This is a genomic window from Gibbsiella quercinecans (assembly GCF_002291425.1).
GTDB lineage: Bacteria > Pseudomonadota > Gammaproteobacteria > Enterobacterales > Enterobacteriaceae > Gibbsiella > Gibbsiella quercinecans.
Genome location: NZ_CP014136.1, coordinates 658,392 through 674,253 on the forward strand (window position 1 = coordinate 658,392; position 15,862 = coordinate 674,253).

Here is a 15,862-nt window from a genome sequence, read left to right on the forward strand (position 1 = left end):
GCGCAGGGATCAACACAGTGCAATAAAGGCCGACTTATTAGCGGCATCAAATATATCCTTCATACTTCAAGTTGCAGATGTGTTGGTTTTTCTCGCTCACCCCGCCGGCGATTGCAGCCGGTTCTTTGCCATCACAATCTGCGCCATCACCGCCAGGGCGATCTCCGCCGGGGTTTTACTGCCGATCGGCAAACCAATCGGCGCCTGGATACGCGCCAGCTCGGCCGCGCTCAACCCACCAACGGTTGCCAGCCGTTCACGCCGCCGCTGGCTGTTGCGTGCGGAGCCCATCGCGCCAATGTAAAACGCACAGGTATTAACCGCCTCGGCCAGCGTCAAATCGTCAATGCGCGGATCGTGCGTTAACGCCACGATGGCGCAGCGCGCGTGGGCGCTTTCCAGCTCCAGATAGCGTGCCGGGAAACGCGGTGAAAAGCGCAGCGCCGATTCAGGGGCCGGGAAATCCTGGCGAAACTGCCGCTGTTGTTCTTCACGGTGCTCACACAGCAACACCTCAAAACCCAGCATCTGCGCCAACAGGATGCAGTCATGGGCAACCGCGGAATAACCGGCGACGATCAGCCGCGGCGCAGCGCCCATTGGGATAACCACCTGTTCGCCCTGCCAATGGATCTGCTGGCCTGCCACCCCGCCGGCATCCCACTGCCAGCCGGCGCGCTGGGGAAGCGTGATGCGCCGCACCAGCGCCTGCCGCCCCTCCAGCGCCGCCAGCATCGCCGCCAGCTGTGACCGATCGGCAGCCGTCATCCGCTCCACCAGCACATCGATACTGCCGCCGCACGGCAAAGCCACGGCCGCCGGCAACCCGCCCGCGCCGTAGCGAATAATCTGGCTGTCGGCGGCAAACGCCCCACGGCTCAAACGGGTGATGAAATCATCTTCAATACAGCCGCCGGATAAAGAGCCGCTGAACGCTCCGGAGCGGGTGGCCGCCAGCAGGGAGCCCGGCACCCGCGGCGCCGAGCCATAGGTATGCAAGACCGTGCACAGCCAAACAGGTTGGCCGCTTTCCAGCCAGCGCTGCGCCTGGCGGACGACGCGGATATCCAGTGATTCCATCAGTTGCCCTCGCTAATGGCCTGCCAGTCGCCCGGCAGATCGACATCCTGTACACAGCCGGCGTCGTCCACCGGCAGTAAATGGCAGCCCACGTGGCGCATCAGTTGGCGTGCCCCCCATTCGCCACCGAGCGCCAACAGCGCCTCGCGCTGGTCGGCCCGCCAACCCACCGGGTGCCCCGGTAGCCCCTGATACACCGGCCGCACACAGGCATATTGGCCCAGCGCGGCCAAGACCCGCCGGCAGGTTTCAATGCGCACGGTGGGCATGTCCGCCAGCAGTATCAGCCAGCCTTCGGCATCCGGCGTTGCCGCCACGCCGGCCGCCAGTGATTGCGCCAGCCCGGCACTGGCCAGTTGCGTCACGCCACAGCCGTGAATCTTCGCCCGCGCCGCCAGCGGTGAACCCGGCCGGGTGACGGCCTGCACCGGCAACCCTAGCGCCAACGCCCGGCGTAAACTGACGTCAAACAACGGTTGCCCATCCGGCCCTGCGGCCAACAGCTTGTGGCAGCCCGCCGCTGCCCGGTAGCGCCGGCTTTCACCGGCCGCCAGCAACAATACCGTGACCATTTAATGGCCCCCCGGGTGAGCGCGCACCTCGGCAACCGCCGATTGCAAATCCGCCCATGCCGGCTTATCCGGCGCGTAGCGATGGCGGATCCAAGCGGCCAAGTCCGCCACCTGCCGATCCGAAAAGCTGCCGCCAAACGCCGGCATATAACCCAGATCGCCCGTCGCCGGTTCGGGAATGCCATACAGGATCACGCGGATCAGGTTATCCGGCGCCGTGCTGTGCACGCTGGTATTGTTGGCCATTGCCGGGCTGACGCCATACAGCACCGGCCCGCCGCTGTCGGCGCTGTGGCAGGCCTGGCAAGCGCCATTGAACAGTTGCTCGCCGCTACGCAGCGCGCGCAGGCCGTCAGGCACCGGCGGCGGATTGGCGGCCAGCGGCGCTGTCTGGGGCGCAGGCGTTGGTGCCGCTGCGCCTCCCTGCGCCGCCAGGTAGTGGGCGATCGCCCGCACGTCGCTTTCCGGCAGCGTAGCCAATTCGCTGACCACCGGCCCCATCGGCCCGGCTGCCACCCCGTGTTCGCTGGCATAGCCGGTGCGCAAATACTGATACAGTTGCGCTTCCGTCCAGGGTTTGGGCGCCACCGACAGCCCGTTCAGCGCCGGCGCATCCCAGCCGTCGACGTTGCTGCCGGCCAAAAAATCGGCGCCGCCCTTTTCCGCCCCCAACGCATTGCGCGGCGAATGGCAGGCGCCGCAGTGCCCCAGGCCGTTGACCAGATACGCGCCACGGTTCCACTGCGCGCTTTGCTGCGGATCGTTGCGGTATTCGCCACGGCCAAGAAACAACGCATTCCAACCGGCCATCAGCGGGCGCAGGTTAAACGGGAAACGCATGTCATTTTCCGGCGCCGCTTGTTGCACCGCCGGCTGGGACATCAGCCAGGCATAAAGCGCCTGCATATCGGCATCGCTCATCAGGCGAAAAGAGGTATAGGGAAAAGCCGGGTAAAGATGGTGCCCATCGCGGCTGATGCCCTGGCGCATGGCGCGATCGAAGGCGGTGAACGACCAGGAGCCGATGCCGGTTTCCACATCCGGGGTAATATTGGTGCTGTAGAGCGCGCCGAACAGCGTATCCATTTTCAGTCCGCCGGCATTGGTGGCGCCGTGTTCGCTGGTGTGGCATACCGCGCAATCGCCCGCTGCCGCCAACTGGCGCCCACGTTCCAGCGTCGCCGCCGACCAGGTATCCGCCGCCGGCGTGGCGATCGGCGCAATCGCGCTGCGCCACGGCAAGGCGGTGGTGGCCAGCCCCACGGCCGCCCCGACGATGCCCGCCACGCCACCCAGCAGCCAGCGGCTAAAGCGGGGCTTTTTTGCCGCCGGCCCTGCCAGCCGGCCGCTGTCCTCACTGTCTGGGCCGTTGAGCGCCACCCGTAGCTTATCCGAGGTGATCGGCAGTTCGCGAAAGCGGATGCCAGTAGCATCAAACACCGCATTGGCAATCGCCGCCGCGCTGGGCACCGAAGCCGATTCGCCGGCGCCCAGCGGCGGCTCCTCCGGCCGCGGCATCATCATCACATCCACCGCCGGCACTTCCGGGAAGGTCAGGATCGGGTAACCGCCCCACTCTTTGCTGGCGATGGTCGATTGTTCAAAGGTGACGTTTTCCTTCAGCACCCGGCTGGTGGATTGGAGCACGTTGCCGTGGATCTGGTGGCGCACGCCGTCCGGGTTGACCATCATGCCGGCGTCGTGGCCCACCACAATGCGCGTTACGGCGATTTCGCCGCTTTGTTTATCAATGGCGACATCCGCCACCCAGGCCGCCCAGGCGGCGCCAAAGCCAGGGAACTTGCTGTGAATGTAACGGGCATAGGCAAAGCCGCGCCCTCGCAGCACGCCGTTGGCATCCGGCTGCGGCGCGGCATCGGCGCGCGGCGTCCATTCAGCGCGGGCGGCGGTGCTGCGAATTAATTCAGCGGCCCGTTCATCCTTTATATAGCGCAGGCGGTATTCCACCGGATCGACGCCGGCCGCTGCGGCCAGCTCATCCATGTACGACTCATGGGCGAAGGTGTTCGGCATCGCCGATACGCCGCGCATCCAGGAGGCGCGCACCAGCGGCGCCATGTCATTGATGGTGATGCGCATCGCCGGGTAGTCATAGGGCGGGATGCTGGTGCGATCCCCCATTTCATAGGCCTGGGCAATCGGCTCCACCCGGCCGGTCAGCAGCAACGCCAGCGTGGGCGCGCCGTTGGAAGGGTACGAGGTGGCGAAGTCGTACACCGCCAGGTTGCCGGCGGCGTCCAGCCCGCCGTCCACCTCCATCAGTTGTGCGCTGCCCTTCGGCTCCCACAGGTGCTCCTGCTCGCGGGTCAACTGCACGCGCACCGGCCGCCCCACCGCCCGCGAGAGCAATGCCGCATCGGCGCAGACGTCATCCGCGCAGTTGCGGCCGTAACAACCGGCGGCCTCCATCCGGCAGATCTCGATCTGTGATTCAGGGTATTCCAGCAGCCAGGCCAGATCGGCCCGCAGCAGGTGCGGGTTCTGGGTGCCCGACCAGACCCGCAACGCTTCCGGCCGATAGTCCGCCAGCGCACACGAAGGGCCGATCGAGCCGTGCATCTGGTACGGCCACAGATAGCTGCGGGTAAAGCGGCGTTCCAGCTTCGCCAGCGCCGCGTCAACATCGCCGGTATCGTGCACCACCCGCTGGCTGCTGGGGTTGTCGCGCAGCGCCTGGGCGATATCGTGCATGTCCGGCAGTTGCGTTTGCCACGGCTTCCATTCGACCTGCAACTCGCTCGCCGCCTTGGCCGCCTGCTCTTCGCGCTCGGCGACGATGCCGATAAAGTCACGGATCACCACCACGCTCACAATGCCCGGAATATGGGCGATTGACGATTCATCAACCCCGATCAGGCTATTGCCGACAAAATCCCCGCTGTCATAGCCGGCATAGGGTGGGCGCACCACCCGGCCATGCAGCATATCCGGCAGGCGCATATCGTGTACGTAGGTGGTTTCGCCGGTGGCCTTGGCGGGAATATCCACCCGCTGTGAGGAAGTGCCGACCAGGCGATACGCCGCCGCCGGCTTGAGCGGCGCGCTGCCGCTGATAAACAGCTGCGTGCGGCGCCCGGCCACCAGCTCGCTATAGCGCAGGCGTTGGCCGTCGGGGGCGATAATTTCGCCGTCGTTCAGCACCAGTGCTTCCTGCGGTTGGCCGAAGCGCGCCGCCGCCTGTTGCAGCAGCCAACGCCGCGCCTCGGCGGCGGCATTGCGCAACGGCACGGCGGAAATTTGCAGCGTGGCGCTGGCGATCGTCGCCCCCTGATTGGGCGCGCGGGCGGTGTCGCCCAGCACCATCGTCACCTGTTCCATACGCAGATACAGCTCTTCGGCGACGATTTGCGTCAGCGCCGTGCGCACGCCAGTACCCAAATCGACATGGCCGTTAAAGGCATAAACCTCGCCGCTGTCGCACAGGGCGATAAACAGCCCCAGTTCCGTAGGCTGTTGTTTCGGCGTGCTGCCTTTCGGCACTGGGCCGGAAGGCGGCTGGATATGATCGACAATCAGCAACACACCCTCGCGGGCCAGTAGCGCCGCCTGGGTAGGCGAAGGAGCGTTAGTCATGGCGGGGATCCTTACGGCAAAGTTCAGCGGCGCGCCGCACGGCGCGCAAAATTTCCAGGTGGGTTCCACAACGGCACAAGTTTCCAGAGAGCGCCCGGCGAATTTCGCTTTCCGTCGGGGCTGGGTTGCGGCGCAGCAGCGCCGCGGTGGTCATGATCATGCCGTTAAGGCAGTAGCCGCACTGGGCGGCCTGTTGTTCGATGAAAGCCTGTTGGATGGGATGCGGCGCAGCACGGCTGCCGAGCCCTTCAAGGGTCGTGATCTCACGCCCAACCAGGCCGGCGGCCGGGATCACACAGGCGCGTGCGGCAACGTTGTTAATCATCACGGTGCAAGCACCGCATTCACCCAGCCCGCAGCCGTATTTCGGGCCGTTCAGTTGCAGATCGTTACGCAGCACCGCCAGCAGGCTGGTATCTTTAAAGGTGGTAAAGCGCCGTTCCTGCCCGTTGACCCGCAGCGTAAATGACACTTCCGGCAATAGACGTACTGCGATTAACTCACTATCGGGGCGCCCCTTCATGATGCTCCGTTCTCCGCTTCGGCCACGGTGACAGCGGCCAGCAGAGCAGACGCCTTACTCTATCTGGACATCACCGTCATCCAACATTTTTCTTAACAGATACACCAGCGCTATGCGTTCGGCCGGATTGAGCCGGGCCATCGTCAGTTCGCTGATGCGCAGCGCGTGCGGCACCGTGGCTTCCACCAGCGCCGCGCCGGCCTCGGTCAGCGCGACAATTACTTTGCGCCGGTCGTAAGGATCCGGGTTGAGCACTACCAGGCCGCGCGCCTTCAGCCGTTCGACAATGCCGCGGATGGTCGCCTGGTCCACCGCCGTGACGCGCACCAGATCGGTTTGCGCGCTCGGCCCCAGATCGTGGACGGCGCACAGGGTGATGAACTGCACCGCGGTCAGTTGGGCATCGCCCACGTTTTGCTGAAAAATCGCCTGGTGCCGCTGGTATACCTTGCGCAACAGGTGCCCCACCTGCTCGGTATATTGATATGCGCACGGCCCTGCGGCGTTGTCCGGTAAACTTGTCATCGTGTTTCCCTATCGGGTCAGAAAGCCTACCGGAATAGTACAAAGCCGCGATCCCGGCGGCAATGTACATCTGCGCGCGCTTAGCCGGCGCGCGAAGCCGCTGGCGCGATGACATCGCCGTCGGCCACCACCATTTCGCCATCCAGGCTGATATCACAATGGCGCAGCGCAATGTCCATATGGCACGGCGTTTTGCGCGTTCCCCCCACCTCGGTATTCGGGCCGGTGGAAAACAGGAAGTTGCCGTAAAACGCCCGCGCATCCATGCACATGCCGTCGTTGCGATCGTGCAGCCCCATCGCCGTCCACTGCGCCCGCGGCTGCAACCCCCAGCCGATGTGCGAAATGCCGTACACTTCCGGATCGTTAAAATACTTCATGTAATCACGCAGGTATTCCGCCTCAAAGCCGCCGTGAATGGCGGTGACGAAACCCTTATCAATCTCCAGCGTGATGCGCTCGCGGCAGTAAGTTTTAAACGGCAACAGGATATCGCCCACGTCCAGCACCAGCGTCCCTTCGGCCTGTTCTTCGTTCGGCCAGGTAAACAAAAAGCCGCTCGGCCAGTGATCCCAACGCCCCGGTTCATCGGCAAAGCCGTATTCGGTCACGGTGGGGTACTGCCCCAGCGGCGCGCGAAAATCGCTGCCGGCGCGGGACTTCACCTGCATCACCCGGGCTTTTTCCAGCACCGCCGCCGCCGCCATCACCCGCGCTTTGTCCTGTTCATTAGGCAACATTCGTGCCAAAACTTCCGGCGGTTCCACCGCAAGCAGAATGCGGGTACCGGTTTTCAGGATTTGCTCCTGCTCCGGCGAATGCAGCAGCATCATGGTATCGACAATCAGATCCGCCGCTTCCAGCGCCCGCTGCGCCGCGGTATTGCCGGTCAGCGCGGTGTCGCCGCACCAGGCCGTCATGTCGTTGCCCATCGCCCGGGTATGGTTGAAGGCCGGCAATTCCACGGTATACACCTTGGCGCCAAGCCGCAGCGCGGCGTCGGTGGCCGCACGCACCGTGCGCGGATCGGAATAGTGGCTTTTCAGTATCGCTACGCTTTGCGTGGCATCAACCCGGGACAATCCCAGCACCTGCTCAAACATTTGCCCTAACTGGCTGTCGTTCACTGCCATGTCGTTCTCCTCGTAACGGTTTGGGTAACCACCGCCGCACACTGCTTAAATTAACAACAAATTAAAGTGAATACGCTTTAATTAACTTATAGGCCAACTCATTCACCAAATGCAACACGCGATAACCACGCATAAGAAAATCCTATTTTATCCGCATACAGCAATGGGTATAACGTTAATTTAACAAAAACAAGCGTGACAATAACCTGATGAATCCTTTTGTTAACACGATTATTTACAGTGTGTACACTTTAAATATCTACTTAATAAAACCCGAGTCACAGGTGAACACGCTCACGATGAGGATGGGCTATGAGCAGTAATCAACGGATCGCAGTAATCGGCGCGGGGTTAGGCGGCGCGGCGGCGGCGGCGCTGTTACAGAAAGCGGGATTTAAGGTGGATGTCTACGAGCAAAGCCCGGCGTTTTCACGGCTGGGCGCCGGCATCCATATGGGGCCAAACGTGCTGAAGATCTTTCGCCGCATGGGGATTGAAAAGGCGCTGGAGCAGATGGCATCCCACCCTGATTTCTGGTTCAGCCGCGAGGCGCAAAGCGGCGACTATCTGGCCCGTATCCCCCTGGGCGACTACGCCCGCCAGCACTACGGCGCCGCCTATGTCACCGTGCACCGCGGCGATCTGCAAGCCCTGCAGATGACCGCCCTCACCCCCGGCAGCGTGCATTTCGGCAAATGTTTACAGCAGGTGGACGATAACGGCAGCGATGTGCACCTGCGCTTTAGCGACGGCAGCGAGGCACGGGCAGATATCGTCATCGGCGCCGATGGCATCAACTCGAAAATCCGCGAGCACCTGCTGGGCGTGGAAGCGCCGACCTACAGCGGCTGGGTAGCGCATCGCGCGATGATCAGCGCCAGCCAGTTGGCGAAGTATGATTTGCGCTTCGAAGACTGCGTGAAGTGGTGGTCGGAAGATCGTCACCTGATGGTTTATTACACCACCGCCCGCCGCGATGAATACTACTACGTCAGCGGGGTGCCGCACCCGGCCTGGGATTTCCAGGGCAGCTACGTCGACAGCAGTCAGCAAGAGATGTACGACGCGTTCGCCGGCTACCACCCGACGGTGCAGGCGCTGATCGCCTGCAGTGAACAGGTGACCAAATGGCCGTTGCTTAACCGCAAGCCGCTGCCGTTGTGGAGCCAGGGCCGGCTGGTACTGCTGGGCGACGCCTGCCACCCGATGAAGCCGCATATGGCACAGGGCGCGGCGATGGCGATTGAAGACGGCGCCATGCTGGCGCGCTGCCTGGCGGAAACCGGCCTGGCGGATTTCACCACCGCCTTTCGGCTGTACGAAGCCAACCGCAAAGAGCGCGCTTCGCGCGTACAGGCGGTGTCGAACGCCAATACCTTCCTGCGCACCCAGGAAGATCCGGCCTGGGTGTATGGCTATGATCTGTACGCACAGCCGCTGAAAACGGAGAGCGCCGCATGAGCCAGTTTCTGTACGGCGGCAACGTAACCGCCAACGGCATCCGCCAGCACTATCTGCGCTACGGCGGCAAAGGCCCGGCGCTGCTGCTGATCCCCGGCATCACCAGCCCGGCGATTACCTGGGGCTTTGTGGCCGAACGCCTGGCCGAACGCTATGACACCTGGGTGCTGGACGTGCGCGGCCGCGGGCTGTCCGCCAGCGGCCCGGCGCTGGATTACGGCACCGATGCCTGCGCCGGCGATATCAGCGCATTCGCCGCGGCAGTCGGGCTGGAGGAATACCACCTGATGGGGCATTCGATGGGCGCGCGCTTTATCCTGCGCGCCGCCGTGCGCCACCCGGCCGGGGTAAAAAGCCTGACGCTGATCGATCCGCCGGTCTCCGGGCCGGGGCGGCGGGCCTATCCGGGCAAACTGCCCTGGTACGTCGATTCCATCCGCCAATCGCTGCAGGGGATGGATGCCGACGCCATGCGCGAATACTGCCCCACCTGGACGGAAGAACAGCTGCGGCTGCGCGCCGAATGGCTGCACACCTGCTATGAACCGGCGATCGTCAAAGCCTATCACGATTTCCACGAGGTGGATTTCCATCGGGATTTGCCGGCGGTGACGCAGCCGGCCCTGCTGATGGTGGCGGGCAAAGGCGGCGTGATCCAGCCCGACGATCAGGCCGAGCTGTGCGCGCTGCTGCCGTCGCTGGCGGTGCGCCACGTGCCAGACGCCGGGCATATGATCCCCTGGGACGACTTTGACGGCTTTTTCGCCGCGTTAGGCGATTTTCCGCTGCAGGCGCAACACGGGGGGCAGGCCAAATGAGCGATCCACAGGCAAATTATCAGGGCGTGTGGGGCAACCGCATTGGTTTTGGCCTGCGCCCGGCACTGCTGGTGATCGATTTTATGCAGGGCTACACCACGCCCGGCGCACCGCTGTTTGCCCCTGGCGTGGTCAGCGCCGTGGAACACGCGGCCGTGCTGCTGGCTGCGGCGCGCAGTGCGGAAATACCGGTTATTCATACCAATATCCGCTATCATCCCCCTCATTTCGCCGACGGCGGCAGGTGGGTACAAAAGGCGCCGGTGATGAAAAGCATGGTGGAAGGCAACCCGCAGGCCGCCTTCTGCGAAAGCGTCACCCCTTTGCCGGAAGAGCTGGTGATCAGCAAACAATACGCCAGCGCCTTTTTCGGCACCGCTTTGGCTTCCCTCTTGCATACGCAGGGTATTGATACGCTGCTGCTGGCCGGCTGCTCCACCAGCGGCTGCATTCGCGCCAGCGCCGTTGATGCCGTGCAGCACGGCTTTCGCACCATTGTCGTGCGTGAATGCGTCGGCGATCGCCATCCGGCCCCGCATGAGGCCAACCTGTTCGATATCGACAGCAAGTATGGCGACGTGGTTAGCCGGCAGGAAGCCCTCGACTATTTGGCCACCCTGGCGCAGGCGTAACCGCCCCATTGGCTACCCGGCACATCGCGCCGGAAACTGATGTAAATCCAGGCGCGGGCTGTTATAACGCGCCTTATCCGCCCCCAGGCGGAACACATTCACCTGCAGATCGCTCCCTGTCCGCCGGGGGATCCAGACTGCCATTGCCGGAGATGTAAACATGGCTATTGCATACCCACGCCCTTCTCAGGAAGCGCACGCAACATCGCCGTTGCTGTACCGCAAAATCACCTGGAGACTGATCCCGTTTCTCTGCCTGTGTTACCTGGCCGCTTACCTTGACCGCATCAATGTGGGCCTGGCCAAGCTGCAAATGGCCGATCAGTTGGCGTTGAGCGAAGCAGCCTTCGGTTTGGGCGCCGGGCTGTTTTTCGTCGGTTATATTCTGTTCGAAGTGCCGAGCAACCTGGTGCTGCAGCGCGTCGGCGCCCGGCTGTGGATTGCCCGCATCATGATCAGTTGGGGGCTGCTTTCCACCGCCACCATGTTTGTCACTACGCCGATGCAGTTTTACGTTATCCGCTTCCTGCTCGGCGTTGCCGAAGCCGGCTTCCTGCCGGGCGTGCTGTTCTATCTGACCATGTGGTTCCCCAGTTGGCGCCGTGGCCGCATCATCGCGCTGTTTATGCTGGGGCTGCCGCTGTCGAGCGTGATCGGCGGGCCGCTGTCCGGCTGGATCATGGGGCATTTCGATATGCGCCACGGCCTGCACGGCTGGCAGTGGCTGTTCCTGCTTGAGGGCCTGCCGAGCGTGCTGCTGGGTATCATGACCTTCTGGATGCTGCCGGACCGTTACCAGCAGGTGAGTTGGCTGAACACCGAAGAAAAAGAGCAGTTAGCCAGCGATCTGAAGCGCGATGAGGCCGAAACCGACCACACCAACCACCGCTTTCGCGACGGCTTTTTCAACCTCAAAGTGTGGATGCTCGGCGGGATTGATTTTTCGATACTGCTCAGCGCCTATGCCATGGGCTTCTGGATGCCTTCGTTTATCAAAACCGCCGGGGTGGCGGACATCACCCACATCGGGATGCTGACCGCCATCCCAAGCATCGCGGCATTGCTTGGCATGCTGCTGATCGGCGCCAGTTCCGATCGCCACCGCGAACGGCGCTGGCATATCATCGCACCGTTCTGGATTGGCGCCGCCGCCATGGCCGCCAGCACCTTTTTCACCCATAACGTCTTCGCCACCGTACTGCTGTTTTCCGTGGCGCAGGCGACGATTATCGGCGCGGTGCCGGTGTTCTTCAGCCTGCCGGCCACCTTCTTGCGCGGCGCGGCGGCGGCCACCGGCTTTGCCCTGGCCTGCTCGCTGGCCAACATTGCCGGGCTGGTGAGTAATTCGCTGATGGGGTTGGCTATTGATCTGACCGGCAGCGGCAGCGGCGCGCTGTGGGCCTTCGCCGCCTGCCTGCTGCTCAGTTCACTGCTGGTGGTGGCGCTGCCGGCGCGGGTGGTGAACCGCTAAGGCATGAAACGGTAACCGACGCCGGTTTCCGTCAGCAGATGGCGGGGCCGCGCCGGATCGTCTTCCAGCTTCTGGCGCAGGTGGCCCATGTAGATGCGCAGATAGTGGCTGTGTTCCACGTAGTTTGGCCCCCAAACGTGGCTTAGCAACTGGCGCTGCGTGATCACCTTGCCGGGGTTGGCCAGCAGTTCGGCCAGCAGGCGAAACTCAATCGGCGTCAGGTGCAGCGCTTCGCCGTTGCGCTGCACCTGGCGGTTGATTAAGTCCACCGTCACCTGCGAAAACGTCACCAGCGGGCTTTCCTGCTGGCTGCCAGCATGGCGGCGCAGCGCCACCCGAACTCTGGCCAGCAGTTCGCCGATGCCGAACGGCTTGCTAAGATAATCATCCGCCCCGGCGTCCAATGCGGCGATTTTGTCTTCTTCAGCATGGCGCGCCGACAGCACAATCACCGGGATGGCGCTCCACTGGCGCAGATCGCGGATATAGCTCACCCCGTCGCCGTCCGGCAACCCCAGATCAAGAATAATCAGATCCGGCTTACGCGTACCGGCCTCGATCAGGCCGCGCTGCAGCGTTTCGCTCTCAAACACCCGCAGCCCTTCGTTTTCCAGCGCGGTGCGCACGAAGCGGCGGATCTCTTTCTCGTCTTCGACAATCAGAATATTGGTTGGCGTGCTGGTCACAGGTCCCCTTCGGCGTTATGGCAAATCAAAACGTTCCTCATCCATCAGCGGCGGTGTTTCCAACGGCAGGCGGAAGTTGAAGCTGGCGCCGCCGTTGGCGCCGTTTTCCGCCCAAATGCGCCCACCGTGTATTTCAACAATCGCACGGCAAATCGCCAGCCCCAGGCCGACGCCGGGGATCGCCGACTCTTTGTTGCCGCGGGCGAACTTATCGAAAATCTGCTGCACCTGCTCCGGCGGGATGCCGGGGCCGTTGTCCCAGACCTCCACCGCCAGCCAGCCTGGCTGCACGCGGGCGCGGATGCCCATCATAGCATCGGGGCCGGCATACTTGATGGCATTTTCCAGCAGGTTGCTAAACACCCGCTCCAGCAGGCTGCCGTCGCAATTGATCAGCACCATGGGCGCCGGCAGGTCCACCTTGATCTGGCGCGGGTTAAGCAGCGGTTCAAGCATATGCAGCGCGGCGCCGACGATCTCTTCCAGCGATTGCCACTCTTTGCGCAGGCTAAAACCGCCGGACTGCAGGCGCGCCATGTCCAGCAGGTTATTCACCAGCCGGGTGGTGCTAAGCACCTGCTGGCGCATCTGGCCGGCCTGATGCGCCTGGGGCGAACCTTCCGCCACCAGGGCCTGCGCCAGCAGTTCGGCCTGGCCCAACAGCACCGTCAGCGGTGTGCGCAAATCATGGGACAGCGCCGCCAACAGTGAATTGCGCAGCTGTTCGCGCTCCGTATCCAGCCGCGCCTGTTCCGCGCTGTGCGCCAGATGCAAGCGCTCCAGCGCACTGGCGATCAGCACGGTGAAGGTCTGCAACAGGCGCTGCTGCTCCGGCACCATCAACTGGCGCAGGCTTTGTGGCTCGATCGCCAGCAGGCCGAAGGTGTGCTGCGAGGCACGCAGCGGCAACAGTTGGTAAGGCAACGCCGGCAGGGTATCAGTGCCGGCGCCGGCCGGCTGGCCTTTATCAAAGCTCCAACGGGCGATCGCTTCATCCACCGCCTGCAGGCTGTTCTCGCCGCCCTGCGGCTGCAAGCGGCCGTCTTCCTGCGGCAACAGCAGCGCGGCCTTGGCCTGAAAGCTGCTGGCCAGAAAATGGCTGCTGGTTTTGGCGATATCCGCCGCGGTCAGCGATTGGCTCAGGCCGTGCGACATTTCATACAGATAGCGGGCACGCTGCTCGCGGTAGCGGGCAACCCGCGCCTGGTAGCGCACCCCGGCGGTCAGGTTGCCGACGGTGATGCCCACGATCAGCATCACGCCGAACGTCAGCAGGTATTGTACATCGCTGACCGAAAACGACCATTCAGGCTGGACGAAAAACAGATCGAAGCTGGCAACGTTAATCACGGCCGCCAGCACCGAAGGCCAGCGGCCGAACAACAGCGCGATAATCACCACGCCGAGCAGATACACCATCACCAGGTTGGCCTGGTCAAAGCCCGGCAGCAGCCACTGGAAAAACAGCGTGATCAACGCGCACAGCGCAAACGCCACCGCACAGCCACGCAGTTGAACGCGCCATTTGTCGCCCATCGGGCGGCTATCGGCTTCCTTCACCGGCGGCGGCGTGCGGGTTTCCTCCAGCGCCACCACCAGCAGATCAACATCTGGGCCGAGCCTGGCGAGCCGATCGGCAAAGCGGCGGCGCAGCGGCCAACGCCGTTCGGGCCGCCGGCCAATCACTATCTTGCCCAAATTATGCTCACGGGCATAACGCAGCACCGCACGCTCTACGCTGGGATCGGCCAGGGTCGCCGTCTCTGCCGACAGATCCTGCGCCAGCTTCAGCGCCCGCAGCACAGCGCGGCGCTGGCTTTCCGGCAGGCGATGCAGCTGCGGCGTTTCCACATACACCGCGTGCCACTGGCAGCCAAGCCGCGCGGCCAGGCGGGCGGCGATACGCACCAGCTTTTCATTGCCGCCGCCCGGCCCGATGCACAGCAAAATGCTGTCGCGGGTGTGCCAAACCTTGTCCTGGCCGAGCGGATCGCGGAAGGCGCGCATCTGCTCATCCACCCGATCGGCGGTGCGGCGCAGCGCCAGCTCACGCAGGGCGATCAGGTTGCCCTTGCGGAAAAAGTGCTCGATGGCGCGCTCGGCCTGGCCGGGGATATACACTTTGCCTTCGTTCAAGCGCTGGCGCAGATCGTCCGGCGGCAAATCCACCAGCACCACCTCCGCCGCCTCGTCAAAGACGTGGTCGGGCACCGTTTCACGGATCTGCACCCCGGTCACGCCGCCGACCACGTCATTCAGGCTTTCCAAATGCTGCACATTGACCGTGGTCAGCACGTCGATGCCGGCATCCAGCAGCTCTTCCACGTCCTGCCAACGTTTGGGGTGGCGTGAACCCTGCGGGTTGCTGTAGGCCAGCTCGTCGATCAGGATCAGCGCCGGGCGGCGAGCCAGCGCCGCGTCCAGATCGAATGCCGCCAGCACCCGCCCGCGGTGGCGAATACGCTTTGGCGGCAACTGCGCCAGCCCGGCCAACAACGCGGCCGTTTCGCGGCGACCGTGGGTTTCCACCACCCCCACCAGCACATCCAATCCCTGGGCGCGCTGGCGCTGCGCTTCCTGCAGCATGGCATAGGTTTTCCCCACGCCGGCGCAAGCGCCGAAAAACACCTTCAGCCGGCCGCGCGGCGTTTCATTCGCCACCGCCAGCAGGCTGTCGGGATCGGGGCGTTGCGGTTCCTGCTCTACCATCGCTGTTCCTTTATGCTTAACGCAAAACGGGGCCAAGATATCAGCCCCGGGGTATTGCCCCCTGCCGGGGCGGCGCGATTATTTCAACGCATCCAGCGCCATGTTCAATGACAACACATTAACCACCGTTTCGCCCATAAAGCCAGGGGTGGCGCGCACGGTGTGCTGTTCAATCAGTTTCGCCACCGTGGCAGGCGGCAGGTGGCGGGCGCTCGCTACGCGGGCCGCCTGATAGTGCGCCGCCGCCAGCGAGATTTGCGGATCCAGCCCGCTGGCCGATGCGGTGAGCAAATCGACCGGGATTGGCCCCTGCATCGCCGGGTTCGCCTGGCGCAACGCGGCCGCACGCGCGCTGACGGCCTGGTCTAACGCCGGGTTGCTGGCGGCCAGGTTACTGCCGCCCGAAGCCAGCGCATTATAGGCGGAATCGGCGGTGGCCGACGGCCGGCTCCAGAAATACCCCGGCCGGCTAAACGGTTGGCCGATTAACGCCGAGCCGGCCACCCGGCCCCCTTGGTACAGCAGCGAACCCTTGGCGCGCTCGGCAAACAGCAGTTGCGCCAGCCCGGTCGTCAACAGCGGGTAGGCGATACCGGTGAGCAGCGCCAGCACAACCAGCATCACCAACGCAGGACGTAAATAAGCCATCATGATTTCC

General features: G+C 63.6%; 13 protein-coding genes. 4 read left to right on the forward strand and 9 right to left on the reverse strand.

Going from position 1 to position 15,862, the window contains the following annotated elements; translation table 11 throughout:
• Window positions 1-96: 96 nt before the first annotated feature.
• From ACN28Q_RS03095 to ACN28Q_RS03120, 6 genes are all read right to left on the reverse strand, one after another.
• Entirely contained in the window at window positions 97-1,080 is a 984-nt protein-coding gene (locus ACN28Q_RS03095) for an XdhC family protein (RefSeq protein WP_095844987.1), read from the reverse strand.
• Window positions 1,080-1,652, reverse strand: coding sequence for a nucleotidyltransferase family protein (locus ACN28Q_RS03100; RefSeq protein WP_095844988.1), 573 nt, complete (start codon window positions 1,650-1,652; stop codon window positions 1,080-1,082). The genes ACN28Q_RS03095 and ACN28Q_RS03100 overlap by 1 nt, the downstream gene beginning before the upstream one ends.
• Window positions 1,653-5,246: a molybdopterin cofactor-binding domain-containing protein gene (locus ACN28Q_RS03105; protein ID WP_095844989.1), complete on the reverse strand. Its 3,594-nt coding sequence runs from the start codon at window positions 5,244-5,246 to the stop codon at window positions 1,653-1,655. It lies immediately after the preceding gene.
• Complete coding sequence (locus tag ACN28Q_RS03110; protein ID WP_095844990.1) at window positions 5,239-5,769, reverse strand: (2Fe-2S)-binding protein; 531 nt, start codon at window positions 5,767-5,769, stop codon at window positions 5,239-5,241. The genes ACN28Q_RS03105 and ACN28Q_RS03110 overlap by 8 nt, the downstream gene beginning before the upstream one ends.
• Before the next feature lie 54 nt (window positions 5,770-5,823).
• Window positions 5,824-6,294: a MarR family winged helix-turn-helix transcriptional regulator gene (locus ACN28Q_RS03115; RefSeq protein WP_095844991.1), complete on the reverse strand. Its 471-nt coding sequence runs from the start codon at window positions 6,292-6,294 to the stop codon at window positions 5,824-5,826.
• Window positions 6,295-6,374: 80 nt separating this feature from the next.
• Entirely contained in the window at window positions 6,375-7,427 is a 1,053-nt protein-coding gene (locus ACN28Q_RS03120; RefSeq protein ID WP_095844992.1) for a 2,5-dihydroxypyridine 5,6-dioxygenase, read from the reverse strand.
• A 312-nt stretch (window positions 7,428-7,739) separates the two neighbouring features.
• Here ACN28Q_RS03120 and ACN28Q_RS03125 point away from each other — a divergent pair, with 312 nt between their 5' ends.
• The 4 genes from ACN28Q_RS03125 (at window position 7,740) to ACN28Q_RS03140 (ending at window position 11,809) form a co-directional block, all read left to right on the forward strand.
• Window positions 7,740-8,888 carry an FAD-dependent monooxygenase gene (locus ACN28Q_RS03125; RefSeq protein ID WP_095844993.1) on the forward strand — a complete coding sequence of 383 codons (1,149 nt, stop codon included), beginning with the start codon at window positions 7,740-7,742 and terminating at the stop codon, window positions 8,886-8,888.
• Window positions 8,885-9,706 carry an alpha/beta fold hydrolase gene (locus tag ACN28Q_RS03130; protein ID WP_095844994.1) on the forward strand — a complete coding sequence of 274 codons (822 nt, stop codon included), beginning with the start codon at window positions 8,885-8,887 and terminating at the stop codon, window positions 9,704-9,706. Before ACN28Q_RS03125 ends, ACN28Q_RS03130 begins: the two co-directional genes overlap by 4 nt.
• Window positions 9,703-10,338 carry an N-carbamoylsarcosine amidohydrolase gene (locus ACN28Q_RS03135; RefSeq protein WP_095844995.1) on the forward strand — a complete coding sequence of 212 codons (636 nt, stop codon included), beginning with the start codon at window positions 9,703-9,705 and terminating at the stop codon, window positions 10,336-10,338. The genes ACN28Q_RS03130 and ACN28Q_RS03135 overlap by 4 nt, the downstream gene beginning before the upstream one ends.
• A gap of 160 nt (window positions 10,339-10,498) precedes the next feature.
• Complete coding sequence (locus ACN28Q_RS03140; protein WP_095844996.1) at window positions 10,499-11,809, forward strand: MFS transporter; 1,311 nt, start codon at window positions 10,499-10,501, stop codon at window positions 11,807-11,809.
• Here the strand turns inward: ACN28Q_RS03140 and kdpE are convergent.
• The 3 genes from kdpE to kdpC all read right to left on the reverse strand — a co-directional run bounded on the left by kdpE (window position 11,806) and on the right by kdpC (window position 15,852).
• Window positions 11,806-12,495: a two-component system response regulator KdpE gene (kdpE, locus tag ACN28Q_RS03145; RefSeq protein WP_095844997.1), complete on the reverse strand. Its 690-nt coding sequence runs from the start codon at window positions 12,493-12,495 to the stop codon at window positions 11,806-11,808. The genes ACN28Q_RS03140 and kdpE overlap by 4 nt on opposite strands.
• 15 nt (window positions 12,496-12,510) lie before the next feature.
• Complete coding sequence (kdpD, locus tag ACN28Q_RS03150; RefSeq protein ID WP_095844998.1) at window positions 12,511-15,204, reverse strand: two-component system sensor histidine kinase KdpD; 2,694 nt, start codon at window positions 15,202-15,204, stop codon at window positions 12,511-12,513.
• A gap of 78 nt (window positions 15,205-15,282) precedes the next feature.
• Window positions 15,283-15,852, reverse strand: coding sequence for a potassium-transporting ATPase subunit KdpC (kdpC, locus tag ACN28Q_RS03155; RefSeq protein ID WP_095844999.1), 570 nt, complete (start codon window positions 15,850-15,852; stop codon window positions 15,283-15,285).
• Window positions 15,853-15,862 lie beyond the last annotated feature (10 nt).

What these genes read in the sequence shown, in the direction of transcription:
- kdpC (WP_095844999.1), bottom strand. Translation starts at nt 15,852, where the DNA reads ATGGCTTATTTACGTCCTGCGTTGGTGATGCTGGTTGTGCTGGCGCTG.
- ACN28Q_RS03125 (WP_095844993.1), top strand. Translation starts at nt 7,740, where the DNA reads ATGAGCAGTAATCAACGGATCGCAGTAATCGGCGCGGGGTTAGGCGGC.
- ACN28Q_RS03115 (WP_095844991.1), bottom strand. Translation starts at nt 6,294, where the DNA reads ATGACAAGTTTACCGGACAACGCCGCAGGGCCGTGCGCATATCAATAT.
- ACN28Q_RS03095 (WP_095844987.1), bottom strand. Translation starts at nt 1,080, where the DNA reads ATGGAATCACTGGATATCCGCGTCGTCCGCCAGGCGCAGCGCTGGCTG.
- ACN28Q_RS03100 (WP_095844988.1), bottom strand. Translation starts at nt 1,652, where the DNA reads ATGGTCACGGTATTGTTGCTGGCGGCCGGTGAAAGCCGGCGCTACCGG.
- ACN28Q_RS03120 (WP_095844992.1), bottom strand. Translation starts at nt 7,427, where the DNA reads ATGGCAGTGAACGACAGCCAGTTAGGGCAAATGTTTGAGCAGGTGCTG.
- ACN28Q_RS03135 (WP_095844995.1), top strand. Translation starts at nt 9,703, where the DNA reads ATGAGCGATCCACAGGCAAATTATCAGGGCGTGTGGGGCAACCGCATT.
- ACN28Q_RS03110 (WP_095844990.1), bottom strand. Translation starts at nt 5,769, where the DNA reads ATGAAGGGGCGCCCCGATAGTGAGTTAATCGCAGTACGTCTATTGCCG.
- ACN28Q_RS03105 (WP_095844989.1), bottom strand. Translation starts at nt 5,246, where the DNA reads ATGACTAACGCTCCTTCGCCTACCCAGGCGGCGCTACTGGCCCGCGAG.
- ACN28Q_RS03140 (WP_095844996.1), top strand. Translation starts at nt 10,499, where the DNA reads ATGGCTATTGCATACCCACGCCCTTCTCAGGAAGCGCACGCAACATCG.
- kdpD (WP_095844998.1), bottom strand. Translation starts at nt 15,204, where the DNA reads ATGGTAGAGCAGGAACCGCAACGCCCCGATCCCGACAGCCTGCTGGCG.
- ACN28Q_RS03130 (WP_095844994.1), top strand. Translation starts at nt 8,885, where the DNA reads ATGAGCCAGTTTCTGTACGGCGGCAACGTAACCGCCAACGGCATCCGC.